Genomic DNA, 17,893 nt, shown 5'->3' with positions numbered 1-17,893 from the left:
CCTTGCTGAGTCCCCTGCGCAAGCCACGATGCTATCCCTTCGCAGATGGAGAATTCCCATGGCCGTCGCCCCTGGTGTGTTGTTGCCGCCGACGCCTGATGTAAAGCCCAAGTCTGCCGCGCCGAAGAGCCCGCAGAAAACGCCTGAGCCCAGTAACGACAAGACTTCCAGCTTCTCCGATGTCTATGCCAAGGAGACCGCGAGGAAGCCGGCCGAGCGCACCGATGGCCCGTCGAAAGGTTCGCGGGACAAGCCGCGGGACGCCGGCAAGGACGCAGCCGAGGCACCGCCGGCGGATGCCGCCAGGCAGCCGGCCGTTGCCGAAGACGGCAAGCCTTTGCCGGCAGACGGCCAGGCCAGCGCCGATGACGGGGAAAAAACCGAAACCCCCGCCGATCCGCTGCAACTGCTCGGCTTGGGCGGCGCCGTGCCGCTGCTCGACGAATCGACCCAGGCGGCCCTGCTGCCGCCCGCCGTGCCGTCGGCCAGCAGTGCGCCGGCCAGTCTTACCGAAGCCAGCAGCGACCCGACCCTGGTCAAGCTCAACGGCGTGCCGGCGGTGAGCATGGCCCTGGAGCAGGGCGCCCAGGACGCCGCGCAGGCGGCGAAAGGCGGGCCGGCGAAGAGCACCGATCCACGCCAGGCGGACCTCGGCGATGCCCTTGCCAGCCTGACCTCCGATTCCTTGACCAGGGCCGTCGACGGCAAGGCGCTCGAGGCCCAGTTGCAGCAGACCGCCGAGCCGGCCCTCGCCAGCGCCGCCAGCGAGAGCCTGCTGGAGAGCAAGGCGGAGCCGCGCGGCGAGCCCTTCGCCGCCAAGCTCAACGGCCTGACCCAGGCCATGGCGCAGCAGGCCCTGACCAACCGTCCGGTGAACGGCACGGTGCCCGGCCAGCCGGTGGCGATGCAGCAGAACGGCTGGAGCGAGGCGGTGGTGGACCGGGTGATGTGGATGTCCAGCCAGAACCTCAAGTCGGCGGAGATCCAGCTCGACCCGGCCGAGCTCGGGCGCCTGGATGTGCGCATCCACATGACCGCGGACCAGACCCAGGTGACCTTCGCCAGTCCCAACGCCGGCGTCCGCGACGCCCTGGAAAGCCAGATGCACCGGCTGCGCGACATGTTCAGCCAGCAAGGCATGAACCAGCTCGACGTGAACGTCTCCGACCAGTCGCTGGCGCGCGGCTGGCAGGGCCAGCAGCGGGGCGGCGAGGGCGGCTCGGCGCGTGGCCGCGGCTTCGCAGGCGAGGCGGCGGGCGACGAGGAGACCCTGGTTGGAGTCAGCGAGATCCGCGGCCGGCCCGGTTCGGCGGCCGCCCGTGGGTTGGTCGACTACTACGCCTGAGACTGGCGTCCGTGCTTCCCCTTTGGGCCTCCTATGAGAGGCCTTTCTTTTGCTTTTTTCGCGCAGCCGTAAGATCGGGCTGAATGGCTTGCGTCAAAATACCCCGCCCTTGTAAGAAACGTCTGCTTCACCAGGGTGGTACTGCCCTCTGATCTACCTGCACCGGCAATATGATGGCCCTTGCATTCGGCACAGGTGGAACCATGAAGCGCTACCACATCACCCTGGGCGCCCGCACCACGGCGGGCGGCACCGTCACCAGCGCCTGGGAGCATGCCAGCATCGAAGGCAAGCCCATGGCCCGCGAGGGTGACAGTGTGTTCTGCCCCGCCTGCGGCAGTGCCGGGGTCATCGTCTGCGTCGGCCCGCGCCTGGACGAGCGGCTGGAAACGCGTAGCACCGCCCTGGACGGCGATCTCTGCATGTGCCGCTGCGATCCGCCGCCACGCCTGCTCGCCGACCAGACGTTGCGTTGCCAGGTACTCTCATCCGAGGAGTCGGCGGCCATGTCTCTCAATCCCCGCGCTCCCTTTCCAGGCCGTTCGATGGCGCCTCCTCCGGCCGATGCCTGGCGTTCGCCGACAGCCCCCGGCGCAGGTCTGGAAGAAGAGGAAGAAGAGGGAGAACGGAGCGGCGTCACCCTGCGCCTGGGGTTGTTCTTCGACGGCACCGGCAACAACCAGGCCAACAGCGCGGCGGTCGCCGGCTGCCACGCCCTGGCGGTGGGCCTGAGCGACACGGCCGCCGAGGATATCCGCCAGCACTGCGCCGCCTATGGCTACGACGGCGAGGGCCGGGTGCCGGACAACAGCTATGGCAACGATGCGACCAATGTGGCGCGGTTGTACGAGTTGTATCCAGATCAGACGGGCGAGCCGTTAACTTCGCACGTTGAAGAGGCGTACCTCAAGGTCTATCTGGAGGGCGTCGGCACCCGCAGCGGCGGCGAGGACTCCTTCTACAGCCAGGGAACGGGCCAGGGCCCGACCGGGGTACTGGCGCGGATCAGGCAGATGCCTGCTCTGGTACTGGAGCAGTTGCGTCTGTTGCAGGATAACAATCCCAATCTCCTGATCGAGCGCATCGAAATCGACCTGTTCGGCTTCAGCCGCGGCGCGGCGGCCGCGCGGCACTGCGCCAACGAACTGCTCAAGGGCCCGGACAGCCCGCTGGCCCGGGCCCTGCCCGGCGGGTCGCCATTGTTCGCCCGGCGCTTCGCCTGGCGCCGCGGAACCGACTTCGCGCTGAACTTCGTCGGCCTGTTCGACACCGTGGCCGGCATCGTCGCGCCGCTGCGCGGCGATTTCAGTCCGCACGACGGGCGCAACGCCGACCTCGCCCTGGGCCTGGCCCCCGGCTGCGCGCGGCGGGTGGTGCAACTGGTGGCGGGCAACGAGTACCGCCACAACTTCTCCCTGGTCCGCAGCGACCACGACATCCGCTTGCCCGGCGCCCACTCGGACATCGGCGGCGGCTACCTGCCCGAAGCGGTGGAGAAGGTTCTGCTCAGCCGGCCGGACAGCAACCTGGTCAGCCAGGGCCAGGCCGACGAGCATACCGAGGCCTACTGGCGCACCCGCCAACGCCTGGAGCGCGAGTTGCCGCACTGGCGGCCCTATGTGCAGCGCCTGGGCATCGCCACCTGGTCGGTGGCGCAGCCCCAGCGCCGCGGCGAACCGCCGGAGAAGCGGGTCTACGCGGCGCTCAGCAGCGAGCGGCGGGTGCGCGGCGAGCTGTCGCGGGTCTACCTGCGGATCATGCGTGAACTGGCGGTGCGGGCCGGGGTAGCCTTCAAGGCGATCGAAGAGCGCGACCCCGCGTTAGCCCTCCCGGACGAACTACGGCCCATCGCCGCCAAGTTGCAGGCCTACGCCCTGGGTGAGGACTTCACCGGCCTCAGCGAGGAGGAAATCGCCCTGCTGTGCCGCCGCTACATCCACCTGTCCGCCCACTGGAACGCCGCCAAGGGCAAGCACAACAGCGCGCTGGCGGTGATGTTCATCAACCGCCCCGCGGAGGGCGGCAAGCGCAAGGAGTATCCCAATGCCTAGGTTCATGCTCGCCCTGCTGCTGGCCCTGGCCTGGTTGCCGGCGGGCTGCGCCCGCGGCGGCAATGGCCTGCCCTACGACGCCTGGCGCCTGGGCTTTCTCGCGCCCAGCTACATGGAGGTGTGGATCGAGACCGCCGATGCGGTGGATATCCACGACCGGGTGTTTCGCCGCGCCATGAGCGGTGTGGCGGCGATCCAGACGCCGAAGAACTTCAAGGGGAATCCTCGAGGCTGGCCTAAACGCCCCGGTTGGGGGGCCGGCAAGCATGTCCGTGGAGCGGCCCTGCCGCGACTGATCTACGTGCGCTGGCAGTCGCTGGTGGAACCGCAGACCTACCAGGCCTATATCGTCATTCCCGAGGCCATCCGGCAGGCCATGGTCAAGGGTGAGAAGGCATACTGCCGGGCCGATGACAAGTGGATCACCGGCTACCGCGAAGGCCTGGCCATCGGCCTGGCCCCCGGCGGCATCGCCAAGGCCTGGATCATGGGGCCGTGCCTGAGTCCCATCGAGGTCACCCGAGTGCAGGGAGAAGTGGTGAAGAAGGGGCCCTATGGCGGTGGGTCAGGCGGACATCACTATCCCTTGAGCGATATTTCCAAAGCCTACATTGAAAGAAATGGCATTCCGTATGGTTCCTGGTGACGTCACGATGGTGGGCTGAGGTCCTGTAGGCCGGGCACACTTCTTAGCTGGCATGTTGCCCATTCTGTGATGATTCCGGTTGGGCGGCGTTTCACAGGCCGTTGAGCCGAAGATACTTTTCGTTTCCAGGGATGACTTCCGCCGGCCAGCCTGTAATATCCGCGCCGTCTATCCTCAGGGCGGGGCCGGGGCGACGCTGAAAAATGGCACAACCCTTGCTCTCACCCCCTGAAACACTTCATTTGACGCTATAGCGACGGATTTTTGGCATGGCTAAGAAAGAGGCGACACCCGCCGAGGCGGGGGCTCCGGGCGGCGGCAAGAGCAAGCTGAAGCTGATCCTGCTGATCGTGGTCGGCCTGCTGCTGGCGATCGGCCTGTCGGTGGGCGGCACCTGGTTCTTCCTCAGCAAGTCGCTGAAGGCCGAGAAGACCGAGGAAGTCGCCAGCGAGGCGGTGAAGCCGGGCAAGCAGCCGGCGTTGTACGAGATCCTGGCGCCGGCCTTCGTCGTCAACTTCAACCAGAACGGCCGCCAGCGCTACATGCAGGTGGGCGTCGCGCTGATGGGGCGCGACAAGGCGCAGATGGACGCATTGCGCGAGCACATGCCGCTGGTTCGCAATAAACTGGTGATGCTGTTCTCGAGTCAGAATTTCGACTCGCTGGTGACCCCGGTGGGCAAGGAGATGCTCCGCCAGCAGGCGACCGCCGGGTTGCAGGAGCTGGCCAAGAAGCAAACCGGCCAGTTGGCCGTCGAGCAAGTGTTGTTCACCAATTTCGTGTTGCAGTAGGTATCCCATGGCCGTGCAAGATCTGCTTTCCCAGGATGAAATCGACGCGCTGCTGCACGGCGTCGACGATGGCCTGGTGGAAACCGAAGTCGAGGCGACGCCGGGTTCGGTCAAGTCCTACGACCTTACCAGCCAGGACCGCATCGTCCGGGGGCGGATGCCGACCCTGGAGATGATCAACGAGCGTTTCGCCCGCTACACCCGCATCAGCATGTTCAACCTGCTGCGCCGCTCCGCGGATGTCGCCGTGGGTGGCGTGCAGGTGATGAAGTTCGGCGAGTACGTGCACTCGCTGTACGTCCCCACCAGCCTCAACCTGGTGAAGATGAAGCCGCTGCGCGGCACCGCGCTGTTCATCCTCGACGCCAAGCTGGTGTTCAAGCTGGTGGACAACTTCTTCGGCGGCGACGGCCGCCACGCCAAGATCGAGGGCCGCGAGTTCACCCCGACCGAGCTGCGGGTGGTGCGGATGGTGCTGGAGCAGGCCTTCGTCGACCTCAAGGAGGCCTGGCAGGCGGTGCTGGAGATGAACTTCGAGTACGTCAACTCGGAGGTCAACCCGGCGATGGCCAACATCGTCAGCCCCAGCGAAGTGGTGGTGGTCTCCACCTTCCACATCGAGCTGGACGGTGGCGGCGGCGACCTGCACATCACCATGCCCTATTCGATGATCGAGCCGATCCGCGAGATGCTCGACGCCGGCTTCCAGTCCGACCACGACGACCAGGACGAGCGCTGGATCAAGGCCCTGCGCGAGGACGTGCTGGACGTCCAGGTGCCGCTCGGTGCCACCGTGGTCCGCCGCCAGCTCAAGCTGCGCGACATCCTGCACATGCAGCCGGGCGACGTGATCCCGGTGGAGATGCCGGAACACATGGTGATGCGCGCCAACGGCGTGCCCGCCTTCAAGGTCAAGCTGGGGGCCCACAAGGGCAACCTGGCGCTACAGATTGTCGAGGCGGTCGAGCGCTCGCGCTGACCGCTTCCCCCGGAGGAAAGACGAACCATGGCAGACGAAGAAAAAGTGACCACCGAGGAACAGGCCCTGGCCGACGAATGGGCGGCGGCGCTGGCCGAGGCGGGCGACGCCAGCCAGGACGACATCGACGCGCTGATGGCCCAGGGTGGCGCCACCCCGGTGGCGGAGCCGAGTACTCCGCGGGCGCCGATGGAAGAGTTCGGCGCGGCGCCCAAGGCACCGACCATTTCCGGCCTGGAGGGGCCGAACCTGGACGTGATCCTGGACATCCCGGTGACCATTTCCATGGAGGTCGGGCATACCGATATCAGCATCCGCAACCTGCTGCAGCTCAACCAGGGCTCGGTGATCGAACTCGACCGCCTGGCCGGCGAGCCGCTGGACGTGCTGGTCAACGGTACCCTGATCGCCCACGGCGAGGTGGTGGTGGTGAACGAGAAGTTCGGCATCCGCCTGACCGACGTGATCAGTCCCAGCGAACGCATCAAGAAGCTGCGCTGACATGCGTCGCCGCCTGTTCGCCGGGATACTGCTGCCGGGGCTCGCCGCGCTCGGTGCGCCGCTGTACGCCGCGGAGGGTCCGGCCGGTGTCGCCGCGCCGGCGGTGGGTGGCGCCTCCGGCGCAGCCGCCCAGCTGGCGCAGCTGGTGCTTGGCCTCGGCCTGGTGATCGGCCTGATCTTCCTGCTCGCCTGGCTGGTGCGCCGGGTGCAGCAGGTCGGTCCGCGCAGCAACCGCCTGATCCGCACCCTGGCCAGCCAGCCGCTGGGGCCGCGCGACCGGCTGGTGCTGGTGCAGGTCGGCGAGGAGCAGATCCTGCTTGGCATCACGCCCGGTCGGATCACGCCGCTGCACGTGCTCAAGGAGCCGGTGCACCTGCCGGACGGCGAGCCGGCCACCCCGGAATTCGCCCAGCGCCTGCTGGAGCTGCTGAACAAGGACCCCAAGGGCAAGCCATGACCCCGCGCATTTCCCTGGCCGGCGCCTGTGCCGCGCTCTGTCTACTGCTGCTGGCGCCGTGGCCGGCGCTGGCCGCCGACCCGACCTCGATCTCGGCGATCACCGTGACCACCAATGGCCAGGGCCAGCAGGAATATTCGGTGAGCCTGCAGATCCTGCTGATCATGACCGCGCTGAGCTTCATCCCGGCGTTCGTCATGCTGATGACCAGTTTCACCCGCATCATCATCGTCTTCTCCATCCTGCGCCAGGCGCTGGGCCTGCAGTCGACCCCGTCGAACCAGGTTCTGGTGGGGCTGGCGCTGTTCCTGACCATGTTCGTCATGGCGCCGGTGTTCGACAGGATCAACAGCCAGGCCCTGCAGCCCTACCTGAACGAGCAGATACCCGCCCAGGAGGCGCTGCAGCGGGCCGAGGTGCCGCTGAAGGCGTTCATGCTGGCGCAGACCCGCACCTCCGACCTGGAGCTGTTCGTGCGTCTCTCCAAGCGCACCGACATCAGCGGCCCGGAAGCCACCCCGCTGACCATCCTGGTCCCGGCCTTCGTCACCTCCGAGCTGAAGACCGCGTTCCAGATCGGCTTCATGATCTTCATCCCGTTCCTGATCATCGACCTGGTGGTGTCCAGCGTGCTGATGGCGATGGGCATGATGATGCTGTCGCCGCTGATCATTTCCCTGCCGTTCAAGATCATGCTGTTCGTCCTGGTGGATGGCTGGGCGCTGATCATCGGGACGCTGGCGGGCAGTTTCGGCACCGTCTAGCGGAGCCGCCGGCTTGACGCGCCATGGGCGCGCTGGAGAGAGACATGACCCCTGAAGTGGCGCTGGACCTGTTTCGCGAGGCGTTGTGGCTGACCGCGATGATCGTCGCCGTCCTGGTGGTTCCGAGCCTGCTGGTCGGCCTGGTGGTGGCGATGTTCCAGGCCGCCACCCAGATCAACGAGCAGACCCTGAGCTTCCTGCCGCGCCTGCTGGTGATCCTGCTCACCCTGATCGTGCTGGGCCCCTGGCTGCTGCGGCAGTTGATGGAGTACACCCAGGCGCTGATCGGCAACATCCCGCTGTTGATCGGCTGATGCTGGAACTGAGCAACGCGCAGATCGGCGGCTGGATCGCCAGCTTCGTGCTGCCGCTGTTCCGGGTCGCGGCGCTGCTGATGACCATGCCGGTGATCGGCACCCAACTGGTGCCGGTGCGGGTGCGCCTGTACCTGGCGCTGGGGATCTGCGTGGTGCTGGTGCCGAACCTGCCGCCGATGCCGCAGGTGGACGCGCTGAGCGTGAAATCCATGCTGCTGATCGGCGAGCAGATCCTGGTCGGTGCCTTGCTCGGCTTCTCCCTGCAGTTGCTGTTCCACGCCTTCGTGATCGCCGGACAGATCATTTCCATGCAGATGGGCCTGGGCTTCGCCTCCATGGTCGACCCGGCCAACGGCGTCTCGGTGCCGGTGCTCGGGCAGTTCTTCACCATGCTGGTGACCCTGCTGTTCCTGGCGATGAACGGTCACCTGGTGGTGTTCGAGGTGATCGCCGAGAGCTTCGTCACCCTGCCGGTGGGCGAGGGCCTGAGCGGCAACCACTTCTGGGTCATCGCCGGCAAGCTCGGCTGGGTGATGGGCGCGGCGCTGCTGCTGGCGCTGCCGGCGATCACCGCGCTGCTGGTGGTTAACCTGGCGTTCGGCGCGATGACCCGCGCGGCGCCGCAGCTGAACATTTTCTCCATCGGCTTCCCGCTTACCCTGGTGCTGGGCCTGGGAATCCTCTGGATCGGCACCGCCGACCTGCTCGGCCAGTACCAGGTGCTGGCCGGCGAAGCCCTGCAATTCCTCCGTGAACTGGTGCGGGCGAGGTAGCCATGGCCGAGAGCGAGAGCGGGCAGGACAAGACAGAGGAACCCACGGAGAAACGCCGCCGCGAGGCGCGCGAGAAAGGGCAGTTGCCGCGTTCGCGGGAGCTGAACACCCTGGCGATCCTGATGGCCGGCGCCGGTGGTCTGCTGATCTACGGCGCCGACCTGGCGGCGGCCATGCTGCGCCTGATGCGCAGCAGTTTCGAGCTGTCCCGGGAAACCGTGCTGAACACCGAAAGCATGCTGCAGTTGCTCGGCGCCTCGGGCTACCTGGCGGCACAGGGCCTGTGGCCGATCCTGCTGATGCTGCTGGTGGCGGCGATCGTCGGGCCGATCGCCCTCGGCGGCTGGCTGTTCTCGATGGACGCCCTGCAACCCAAGTTCAGCCGTCTCAACCCGCTGTCGGGGCTGAAACGGATGTTTTCCGCCAAGTCGCTGCTCGAGCTGAGCAAGGCGCTGATCAAGTTCCTGGTGGTGCTGGCGGTGGCCCTGCTGGTGCTCTCCGCCGACCGCGATGCGCTGCTGGCGCTGGCCCACCAGCCGCTCGAGCAGGCGATCCTGCACAGCGCCCAGGTGGTCGGCTGGAGCGCCTTCTGGATGGCCTGCAGCCTGTTGCTGATCGCCGCGGTGGACGTGCCGTACCAGATCTGGGACAACCGCCAGAAGCTGATGATGACCAAGCAGGAAGTCCGCGACGAATACAAGGACTCCGAGGGCAAGCCCGAGGTGAAGTCGAAGATCCGCCAGATGCAACGCGAGATGGCGCAGCGACGGATGATGGCGGCGGTGCCGGAGGCCGACGTGGTGATCACCAACCCGACCCACTTCGCCGTGGCCCTGAAGTACGACCCGGCGGGCGGCGGGGCGCCGCTGCTGCTGGCCAAGGGCAACGACTTCCTGGCCCTGAAGATCCGCGAGGTGGCCCGCGAGCACAAGGTCATGGTCATGGAGTCGCCGGCGCTGGCGCGGGCGGTGTACTACTCCACCGAACTCGACCAGGAGATTCCCGCCGGCCTCTACCTGGCTGTCGCCCAGGTGCTGGCCTACGTCTACCAGCTCAAGCAGTACCAGGCCGGCAAGGGCAAGCGCCCGAGCCCCCTGAAGGACCTGCCGATCCCGCCGGACCTGCGCCGCGACGAATGACCGGGCTGGAGCTGCGCGCCGCGCTGTGGCAGCCTTGGCCGCTACTCGCTCGGGATGAGAGCTCTGCCGTTCATGGATCGAACCCTGTCTGATCGTATTTTCCCACGCTTGCTCCTGTTGCTCGCCCTGGCCTGGCTGGTGCCCTGGATGCCCGCGCACGCCGAAGCGCCGGCGGAATGGGTCGCCTTGCCCCTGTCGGAGCGGGTGGTGGATACCACCAACACCCTGGACGAGGCGACGCGCCTGCGCCTGGTGGAACGGCTCGAGGCGCTGGAGCGCCGCCGCGGCGCGCAGATCGCGGTGGTGATGCTGGCGACTACCGGCAGCCTGGACATCGAGACCTTCGCCGACAAGCTGTTCCAGGCCTGGAAGCTCGGGCGCAAGACGGTCGACGACGGATTGCTGCTGGTGGTGGCGAAGGACGACCGGCGGATGCGCATCGAGGTCGGCTACGGCCTGGAGGGCGCGGTGCCCGACGTGGTCGCCGGACGGATCATTCGCGAGCGGATGGCCCCGGCGTTCCGCCAGGGTGACTACGCCGGCGGGGTCGAGGCCGCGGTGGCCGAACTGATCCGCCTGGTCGACGGCGAATCGCTGCCGGTTGCCGTGGCGGCGTTGGATGCGTCGGATGCGCCGGGAGTCTCGCTGGGACAAGTGCCGGCGGAAGCCTGGGCGCTGCTGGTCGCCTTCGTCTACGGGGCGCTCGCCGGGGTGCTGTTGACTGCCCGGCCGGCGCGCTGGCCCTGGCTGCTCGGCGGTGCGCTGTGCTGCTGGGCGCTGGGTACGCTGGTCGGCGCCTCCGGCGAATGGCTCAGCGTGCTGCTGGTCGCTCCGCTGTGCATGCTGGTCGGCGGCGCGACCTTCGGCGCGTTGTGGACGGTGCGCCCGGTGTTCCATCTGGTGATCGGCGTACTGGTCTATGTAGCCCTGCTCGGGCTGGCGGCGCATTTCTTCAGCGCGGTGTCTTTCATCTACGGCCTGCTGTGGCCGGCCGGGGTGCTGATGCTGGCGACGCTCGGCTGGCTGAACTACCGCCTGATGCGCTCCCTGTGGCGCGAGCGGCGGAAGGGTTTCCAGCGCCGGCTGTGGGTGTGGCTGGCGGCCTACCCGCTGCTCGGATTGCTGTCCGGTGGGCTGGACGCGCCGCTGGCCTGGCTGGCCCTGATACCGTTCCAGCTCATGCTGGGATTGCTGGTATTCGGCCGGGTGCGCCTGGGCGGGAGTGGCGGAGGTTCGTCGGGAGGTTCCGGCGGCGGTTCGTCTTCTTCCTCTTCGTCGTCCGGCGGATTTTCCGGGGGTGGCGGCTCCAGCGGTGGAGGCGGTGCCTCCGGCAGCTGGTAGTGGCTTCCCGTTCATTGCATTCGGAGACAAGGATGTCTGCAATCATGCGTTATTTCGTCATGTTTCGCCTGTTCGGCGCGCTGCTCTGTGCCGTTGCCGTTAACGTTCCGTCCGTTTCCGCCGTGGCGGCACCGGTCAGCGCCGCCGCGCCGGCGTCCGCTGCCGCCGAGGACGCTGTCGACGGGATGGAGGGGGCGGCCGATGCGACATACGAACCCGCCGAGGTCCCCGTGTTGACCCGGCGGGTCACCGACCTTACCGCGACCCTCGACTCCAGCGAGCGCGCCCGCCTGGAGGCGTCCCTGGCGACGCTCGAGACGCGCAAGGGCGCGCAGGTGGCGATCCTGATGGTTTCCAGTACCTATCCGGACAGCATCGAGGCCTATGCGGTGCGAGTCTTCGAGGCCTGGAAGCTGGGACGCAAGGGCGTCGACGATGGCGTCCTGGTGCTGGTGGCGAAGAATGACCGGCGCATGCGCATCGAAGTCGGCTATGGCCTGGAGGGGGCGATCACCGACGCCGATGCCGGGCGGATCATTCGTGAATACATGACCCCGGCGTTCCGCCAGCAGGACTACGCCGGCGGCCTGGAAGCGGCGGCGCAGCGCCTGGTCCGCCTGATCGACGGCGAGGCGTTGCCGCCGCCGCCGCGCGACCCGATCGATCCCGACAGGGTGCAGCGAACCCTGGGCATCGTCTTCCTGCTCGGCGCCTTTGGTGGCGTGCTGTTGCTGGTGCGCCCGCGAGCCTGGTACTGGACCCTCGGGACGCTGATGGCGCTCGGCGCGGCGCTGGCGCTGGGGCGCCACTGGCCGGTGTGGGCGATGGTGCCGGTGGCGCAGCTGGTGGCGTTCCTCGGGGTCGGCTTCGGCGCCCTGCTCAAGTATTCGCGCGGCGCGCGCTGGTTCTTCGCCGTTCTCACGCTCTATGCGCTGGGGTTGTTCTGGGCCTATGGCCGCTACGGGGTGGCGGTGCTCCACTACGGGCTGGCCGTTCCGCTGTCGCTGGGGTTGACGCTGCTGATGCTGGCCGGGGCCTGGCAGGGGTTGCGCAAGGGGCGCCGCCGGGCCTACCTGCCGGGTCTGCTGGGACTGCTGCTGACCCTGGCCCTGGAGTGCCTGCTGTTGCTGGTGGACGACCCGCTGAACAGCATCGAGGCGCTGATCATCCTGCCCGCCGCCTGCCTGCCGCTGTTCATCGGCTGCAACGTCGGTTCCGGCGGTCCGGGCGGACGGCGCAGGCGGGGCGGCGGATACCAGGGGGCGACGAGTTTCTCTTCTTCGTCGTCATCGTCGAGTTCGTCGTCCGACTCCTTCTCCGGCGGCGGCGGCTCGAGCGGCGGTGGTGGCGCCTCCGGCAGCTGGTGATAGGGAAAAGCCTTTTTCAATCAAGCAATTGAAAAGTTGGAACGGTTCCTGCACTGACCCGCTCGACGCGCATTCCGGCGTCAAAAGTTTGTACGGCGCCTGTCTTCGGGCGCCACACGCAGGGCAGGGGAGTCGAGAGTGGACCGCACGCAACTGATCAGCAATGTGCGCAGCAACCTGGCGGGACTGGGCCGTGGCAGCCTGGGCGTGCCGGTCCTGTTGCTGGCCATGCTGGCGATGATGACCCTGCCGATCCCGCCGTTCCTGCTTGACGTGCTGTTCACCTTCAATATCGCCCTGTCCATCGTGGTCCTGCTGGTCTGCGTGTACGCCCTGCGGCCGCTGGACTTCGCCGTGTTCCCGACCATCCTGCTGGTGGCGACCCTGCTGCGCCTGGCGCTGAACGTCGCCTCGACCCGCGTGGTGCTGCTCCACGGCCACGACGGCCACGGCGCCGCGGGCAAGGTGATCCAGGCCTTCGGCGAGGTGGTGATCGGCGGCAACTACGTGGTCGGCGTGGTGGTCTTCGCAATCCTGATGATCATCAACTTCGTGGTGGTGACCAAGGGCGCCGGGCGGATTTCCGAAGTCAGCGCGCGTTTCACCCTGGATGCCATGCCCGGCAAGCAGATGGCCATCGATGCCGACCTCAACGCCGGCCTGATCGAGCAGGAGGAAGCCAAGAAGCGCCGTAGCGAGGTGGCCCAGGAGGCCGACTTCTACGGTTCGATGGACGGCGCCAGCAAATTCGTCCGCGGCGACGCCATCGCCGGCCTGCTGATCCTCTTCATCAACCTGATCGGTGGCATCGCCATCGGCATGGTCCAGCACTCGATGTCCTTCGGCGACGCCGGCAAGGTCTACGCCCTGCTGACCATCGGCGACGGCCTGGTGGCGCAACTGCCGTCGCTGCTGCTGTCGACCGCCGCGGCGATCATGGTGACCCGGGTGTCCAGCTCCGAGGACATGGGCCAGCAGGTCAACCGGCAGATGTTCGCCTCGCCCAAGGCGCTGGCGATCTCCGCGGCGATCCTGATCGCCATGGGCGTCGTCCCCGGCATGCCGCATGTCTCCTTCATCGGTCTCGGCGCCCTGGCCGGCGGCGCCGCGTACTGGATCTGGCACCGCCAGAACAAGGCCAGGCAGGCCGCCGAGCAGGAGGTCCAGCGCCAGCAGGAGCTGCTGCCGGCGCAGCGCGCCCAGGAGGTCAAGGAACTGGGTTGGGACGACGTCACCCCGGTGGACATGGTCGGCCTGGAGGTCGGCTACCGGCTGATCCCGCTGGTCGACCGCAACCAGGGCGGGCAACTGCTGGCGCGGATCAAGGGCGTACGCAAGAAGCTGTCCCAGGAGCTGGGCTTCCTGATGCCCTCGGTGCATATCCGCGACAACCTCGACCTGCTGCCCAACGCCTACCGCCTGACCCTGATGGGCGTCAGCGTGGCCGAAGCGGAGATCTATCCGGATCGCGAGCTGGCGATCAACCCCGGGCAGGTGTTCGGCAGCCTCAACGGCATCGCCGGCAAGGACCCTGCCTTCGGCCTGGAGGCGGTATGGATCGAGCCCGGCCAGCGCGACCAGGCGCAGTCGCTGGGCTACACCGTGGTGGACGCCAGCACCGTGGTCGCCACCCACCTGAACCAGGTGCTGCACAAGCACGCCCACGAGCTGCTCGGTCATGAGGAAGTGCAACAGCTCCTGCAACTGCTCGCCCGCAGTTCGCCGAAGCTGGCGGAGGAGCTGGTGCCGGGGCTGATTTCCCTGTCCACCCTGCTCAAGGTCCTGCAGGCACTGCTCCAGGAGCAGGTGCCGGTGCGCGACATCCGGACCATCGCCGAGGCCATCGCCAACGTCGCTCCGCGGAGTCAAGATCCCGGCGCGATGGTCGCGGCGGTACGCGTCGCGTTGTCCCGCGCCATCGTGCAAAGCATTGTCGGGCTTGAGCCGGAGCTGCCCGTGATCACGCTCGAGCCGAGGTTGGAACAGATCTTGCTGAACAGCATGCAGAAGGCCGGGCAAGGCTCCGAGGACGGCATGTTGCTGGAGCCGGGGATGGCCGAGAAGCTGCAACGCTCGCTGATCGAGAGCGCGCAACGCCAGGAGATGCTCGGCAAGCCGGCGATCCTGCTGGTTGCCGGGCCGATCCGTTCGATGATGTCGCGCTTCGCGCGAATGGCGGTGCCCAGCATGCATGTGCTGGCCTACCAGGAAATCCCGGACAACAAGCAGGTCACCATCGTCGCGACGGTGGGACAGAACTGAACGAGGGCTGCGCCGGCTCCAGGGCCGGCACACCGGGCAACCAGAGGTTGCCGGCAAGACTACTGAACTGAGGGGTTCGGGCAATGCAAGTCAAACGCTTCTTTGCCGCCGATATGCGCCAGGCCATGAAACTGGTCCGCGACGAACTGGGTCCGGATGCCGCGATCCTCGGCAACCGCCGGGTCGCCGGCGGCATCGAACTGACCGCGGCGCTGGATTACCAGGCCCCGCCGGCGCCGAGCAAGCCCAATCCGGCGCTGGAAGTGGAACTGCGCAAGACCCAGGCGCGGATCGCCGAGGCACGCGCCGAACTGACGGCCCGGCCGGCGGAAAGCCAGCGCAAGGATCGTCAATTGTTCGCCGAGCAGAAGCCGGCGCGGCCAACCCTCGCCGAGTCCATGGCGGCGCCGCAGGCCAAGGCCGCGGCGGGCGGACAGACCCTGGAGGCGATGCGCTTCGAGCTGAACGGCCTGCGCGAACTGATCGAGGTGCAGCTGGGTTCGATCGCCTGGGGCCAGTTGCAGCATCAGCGCCCGCAGCAGGCCAATCTTTGGCGCCGCCTGCAACGCATGGGCCTGCCGGCGGAGCTGAGCAAGCCGCTGCTGGAGCGAGTCGCCGCGGTGGGCGATACCCGCCAGGCCTGGCGCATGCTCCTGGCACACCTGTCGCGCGCCGTGCCGACGCCGGACCAGGACCCGCTCGACGCCGGTGGCGTGCTGGCCCTGGTCGGCCCGGCCGGTGCCGGCAAGACCACCACACTGGCGAAGATGGCCGCGCGCTACGTCCTCAAGTACGGCGCGCAGAGTCTGGCGCTGGTGAGCATGGACAGCTACCGGATCGGCGCCCAGGAGCAGATCAAGACCCTCGGGCGAATCCTCAACGTGCCGGTGACCCTGGTCGACCCCGGCCAGTCGCTGATCCAGGCCCTGGCGCCGCTGGCGCGCAAGCGCATGCTGCTGATCGACACCGCCGGCCTGCCGGCCAGCGATCCGGCCCTGCGCATGCAGCTCGAGGCTCTGGCGTCGCCGAGCCTGAACGTGAAGAATTACCTGGTGATGGCCACCACCAGCCAGAGCCAGGTGCTCAGGTCGGCCTACCAGACCTATCGGCACTGCGGGCTGGCGGGCTGCATCATGACTAAGCTGGACGAGGCGGGCAGCCTCGGTGAATCGATGGCGCTGGCTATCGCCCAGCGACTCCCGGTAGCCTATCTGGCGGACGGGCCGCGGATTCCGGACGATCTGCAGGTGGCGCGCAGCCACCAGCTGGTCAGCCGGGCGGTCAGCCTGCAGGCGCCGGAAGAACCCAGCGAGGACGCCATGGCCGAGATGTTCGCCGGGCTCTATCAGCAACCGGCGCGGCGTGTCGGCTGAGATCGGTGAGTGCCGCGCGTGGCGCGGGTGACGGAAGCGAAGGTGGCTTCCGCCGGGCCGGGACCGATGGTGCATCGGCCCCGCCAATACCGGAAGACCCTGGAAGGGTTTCCCGGGAAGACGACAACACAAGGTATGAAGCAGATGGGTAGCATGCATCCCGTACAGGTGATCGCAGTAACTGGCGGCAAGGGCGGCGTCGGCAAGACCAATGTGTCGGTGAACCTGGCACTGGCTCTGGCCGATCTCGGTCGTCGCGTCATGCTGCTGGATGCCGACCTCGGCCTGGCCAACGTCGACGTCCTGCTGGGGCTTACGCCCAAGCGCACCCTCGCCGACGTGATCGAAGGACGCTGCGAGCTGCGCGACGTCCTCCTGCTCGGTCCCGGCGGCGTGCGTATCGTTCCCGCGGCCTCCGGCACGCAGAGCATGGTGCATCTCTCGCCCATGCAGCACGCCGGCCTGATCCAGGCGTTCAGCGATATCAGCGACAACCTCGACGTGCTGGTGGTGGACACCGCCGCCGGGATCGGCGATTCGGTGGTCAGCTTCGTCCGCGCGGCGCAGGAGGTGCTGCTGGTGGTCTGCGACGAGCCGACCTCGATCACCGATGCCTACGCCCTGATCAAGCTGCTCAACCGCGACCACGGCATGACCCGCTTCCGGGTCCTGGCGAACATGGCCCACAGTCCGCAGGAAGGGCGCAACCTGTTCGCCAAACTGACCAAGGTCACGGACCGTTTCCTCGACGTCGCACTACAGTATGTAGGTGTCATCCCCTACGACGAGTCGGTACGCAAGGCCGTGCAGAAACAGCGAGCCGTATACGAGGCATTCCCCCGCTCGAAGGCGTCCCTGGCCTTCAAGGCGGTCGCGCAGAAGGTCGACAGCTGGCCGCTGCCGGCCAACCCGCGCGGGCACCTGGAGTTCTTCGTCGAACGACTGGTCCAACACCCCGCGACAGGCTCGGCCGTATGACAGCGGCCTCTGGAGTGCGTATGTACAGCAAGGCGCAAGCGCAGAACTCCCAGGAGCAACTGATCCAGCGTTACGCACCACTGGTCAAGCGCATCGCCTACCACCTGCTCGGCCGCCTGCCGGCCAGCGTGCAGGTGGAGGACCTCATGCAGGCCGGCATGATCGGCCTGCTCGAGGCCGCGAAGAAATACGATGCCGGCAAGGGCGCCAGCTTCGAGACCTATGCCGGCATCCGCATCCGCGGCGCCATGCTCGACGAGGTCCGCAAGGGCGACTGGGCGCCGCGCTCGGTGCACCGCAACACCCGCATGGTGACCGACGCGATCCGCGCGATCGAGGCGAGAACCGGCCGCGACGCTAAAGATCACGAGGTTGCTGCCGAACTCCAATTGAGCCTCGAAGATTACTACGGCATCCTCAGCGACACGCAGGGCAGCCGCCTGTACAGCTTCGACGACCTGTTGCAGGACGGCGAACATGGATTGCCCGAAGATACCAGCCTCAGTCACAACGAGCCGATCCACGGCCTGCTCGACGAACGTTTCCAGGCGGCCCTGGCGGATGCCATCGCCAAGCTGCCGGAACGCGAGCGCCTGGTCCTGGCGTTGTATTACGACGAGGAGCTCAATCTCAAGGAGATCGGCGAGGTGCTGGGCGTCAGCGAATCGCGGGTCAGCCAGTTGCACAGCCAGTGCGCCGCGCGGTTGCGCGCGCGCCTGGCGGATTGGCGGTCGGCCTGAAGCGGCCTCGACCGCGGCTTGTAAACGTTAACGCAAAAGAATGTATGGCGCGTCCCGCTGGGACGCGTC

Annotated in this window: 17 protein-coding genes; all 17 read left to right on the top strand. The window is 67.4% G+C overall.

Annotated features, from left to right (window positions below; translation table 11 throughout):
• The first annotated feature begins 58 nt into the window (after positions 1 to 58).
• The 17 genes from PSPA7_RS18485 to fliA all read left to right on the top strand — a co-directional run bounded on the left by PSPA7_RS18485 (position 59) and on the right by fliA (position 17,824).
• Positions 59 to 1,345, top strand: a complete 1,287-nt coding sequence (locus tag PSPA7_RS18485; RefSeq protein ID WP_012076415.1) for a flagellar hook-length control protein FliK — start codon at positions 59 to 61, stop codon at positions 1,343 to 1,345.
• 203 nt (positions 1,346 to 1,548) lie between these two features.
• Positions 1,549 to 3,396, top strand: a complete 1,848-nt coding sequence (locus PSPA7_RS18480) for a type VI secretion system family protein (RefSeq protein ID WP_012076414.1) — start codon at positions 1,549 to 1,551, stop codon at positions 3,394 to 3,396.
• Complete coding sequence (locus PSPA7_RS18475; protein WP_012076413.1) at positions 3,389 to 4,042, top strand: DUF2931 family protein; 654 nt, start codon at positions 3,389 to 3,391, stop codon at positions 4,040 to 4,042. The genes PSPA7_RS18480 and PSPA7_RS18475 overlap by 8 nt, the downstream gene beginning before the upstream one ends.
• Before the next feature lie 269 nt (positions 4,043 to 4,311).
• A complete protein-coding gene (gene fliL / locus PSPA7_RS18470) occupies positions 4,312 to 4,833 on the top strand; it encodes a flagellar basal body-associated protein FliL (RefSeq protein ID WP_003156948.1) in 522 nt (173 codons plus the stop codon).
• Between the two features lie 7 nt (positions 4,834 to 4,840).
• Complete coding sequence (gene fliM, locus PSPA7_RS18465; RefSeq protein WP_012076412.1) at positions 4,841 to 5,812, top strand: flagellar motor switch protein FliM; 972 nt, start codon at positions 4,841 to 4,843, stop codon at positions 5,810 to 5,812.
• 27 nt (positions 5,813 to 5,839) lie between these two features.
• Positions 5,840 to 6,313: a flagellar motor switch protein FliN gene (gene fliN / locus PSPA7_RS18460; RefSeq protein WP_012076411.1), complete on the top strand. Its 474-nt coding sequence runs from the start codon at positions 5,840 to 5,842 to the stop codon at positions 6,311 to 6,313.
• Position 6,314: 1 nt separating this feature from the next.
• The gene (fliO, locus tag PSPA7_RS18455) at positions 6,315 to 6,770 is read left to right on the top strand and encodes a flagellar biosynthetic protein FliO (RefSeq protein ID WP_012076410.1); all 456 of its coding nucleotides are present in this window, start codon (positions 6,315 to 6,317) and stop codon (positions 6,768 to 6,770) included.
• Positions 6,767 to 7,534, top strand: coding sequence for a flagellar type III secretion system pore protein FliP (fliP, locus tag PSPA7_RS18450; RefSeq protein WP_003155632.1), 768 nt, complete (start codon positions 6,767 to 6,769; stop codon positions 7,532 to 7,534). The genes fliO and fliP overlap by 4 nt, the downstream gene beginning before the upstream one ends.
• Before the next feature lie 44 nt (positions 7,535 to 7,578).
• A complete protein-coding gene (gene fliQ / locus PSPA7_RS18445; RefSeq protein ID WP_003155633.1) occupies positions 7,579 to 7,848 on the top strand; it encodes a flagellar biosynthesis protein FliQ in 270 nt (89 codons plus the stop codon).
• Positions 7,848 to 8,624: a flagellar biosynthetic protein FliR gene (fliR, locus tag PSPA7_RS18440; protein ID WP_012076409.1), complete on the top strand. Its 777-nt coding sequence runs from the start codon at positions 7,848 to 7,850 to the stop codon at positions 8,622 to 8,624. Before fliQ ends, fliR begins: the two co-directional genes overlap by 1 nt.
• Positions 8,625 to 8,626: 2 nt before the next feature.
• On the top strand, positions 8,627 to 9,763 hold the full coding sequence (gene flhB / locus PSPA7_RS18435; protein ID WP_003155636.1) for a flagellar biosynthesis protein FlhB: 1,137 nt from the start codon (positions 8,627 to 8,629) through the stop codon (positions 9,761 to 9,763).
• Between the two features lie 72 nt (positions 9,764 to 9,835).
• Positions 9,836 to 11,104, top strand: a complete 1,269-nt coding sequence (locus tag PSPA7_RS18430; protein WP_012076408.1) for a TPM domain-containing protein — start codon at positions 9,836 to 9,838, stop codon at positions 11,102 to 11,104.
• A 32-nt stretch (positions 11,105 to 11,136) separates the two neighbouring features.
• Positions 11,137 to 12,471, top strand: coding sequence for a TPM domain-containing protein (locus PSPA7_RS18425; protein WP_041025371.1), 1,335 nt, complete (start codon positions 11,137 to 11,139; stop codon positions 12,469 to 12,471).
• Between the two features lie 138 nt (positions 12,472 to 12,609).
• Positions 12,610 to 14,733 carry a flagellar biosynthesis protein FlhA gene (gene flhA / locus PSPA7_RS18420; RefSeq protein ID WP_003155638.1) on the top strand — a complete coding sequence of 708 codons (2,124 nt, stop codon included), beginning with the start codon at positions 12,610 to 12,612 and terminating at the stop codon, positions 14,731 to 14,733.
• Positions 14,734 to 14,816: 83 nt separating this feature from the next.
• A complete protein-coding gene (flhF, locus tag PSPA7_RS18415; RefSeq protein WP_012076406.1) occupies positions 14,817 to 16,106 on the top strand; it encodes a flagellar biosynthesis GTPase FlhF in 1,290 nt (429 codons plus the stop codon).
• Positions 16,107 to 16,241: 135 nt separating this feature from the next.
• The gene (gene fleN, locus PSPA7_RS18410; protein ID WP_003083064.1) at positions 16,242 to 17,084 is read left to right on the top strand and encodes a flagellar synthesis regulator FleN; all 843 of its coding nucleotides are present in this window, start codon (positions 16,242 to 16,244) and stop codon (positions 17,082 to 17,084) included.
• Positions 17,081 to 17,824, top strand: coding sequence for an RNA polymerase sigma factor FliA (gene fliA / locus PSPA7_RS18405; RefSeq protein ID WP_003083070.1), 744 nt, complete (start codon positions 17,081 to 17,083; stop codon positions 17,822 to 17,824). The genes fleN and fliA overlap by 4 nt, the downstream gene beginning before the upstream one ends.
• Positions 17,825 to 17,893: the final 69 nt, after the last annotated feature.

Origin of the sequence: Pseudomonas paraeruginosa PA7, from assembly GCF_000017205.1 — a bacterium.
Taxonomy (GTDB): Bacteria; Pseudomonadota; Gammaproteobacteria; order Pseudomonadales; family Pseudomonadaceae; genus Pseudomonas; species Pseudomonas paraeruginosa.
This window is presented reverse-complemented; position numbering and strand designations above follow the sequence as displayed.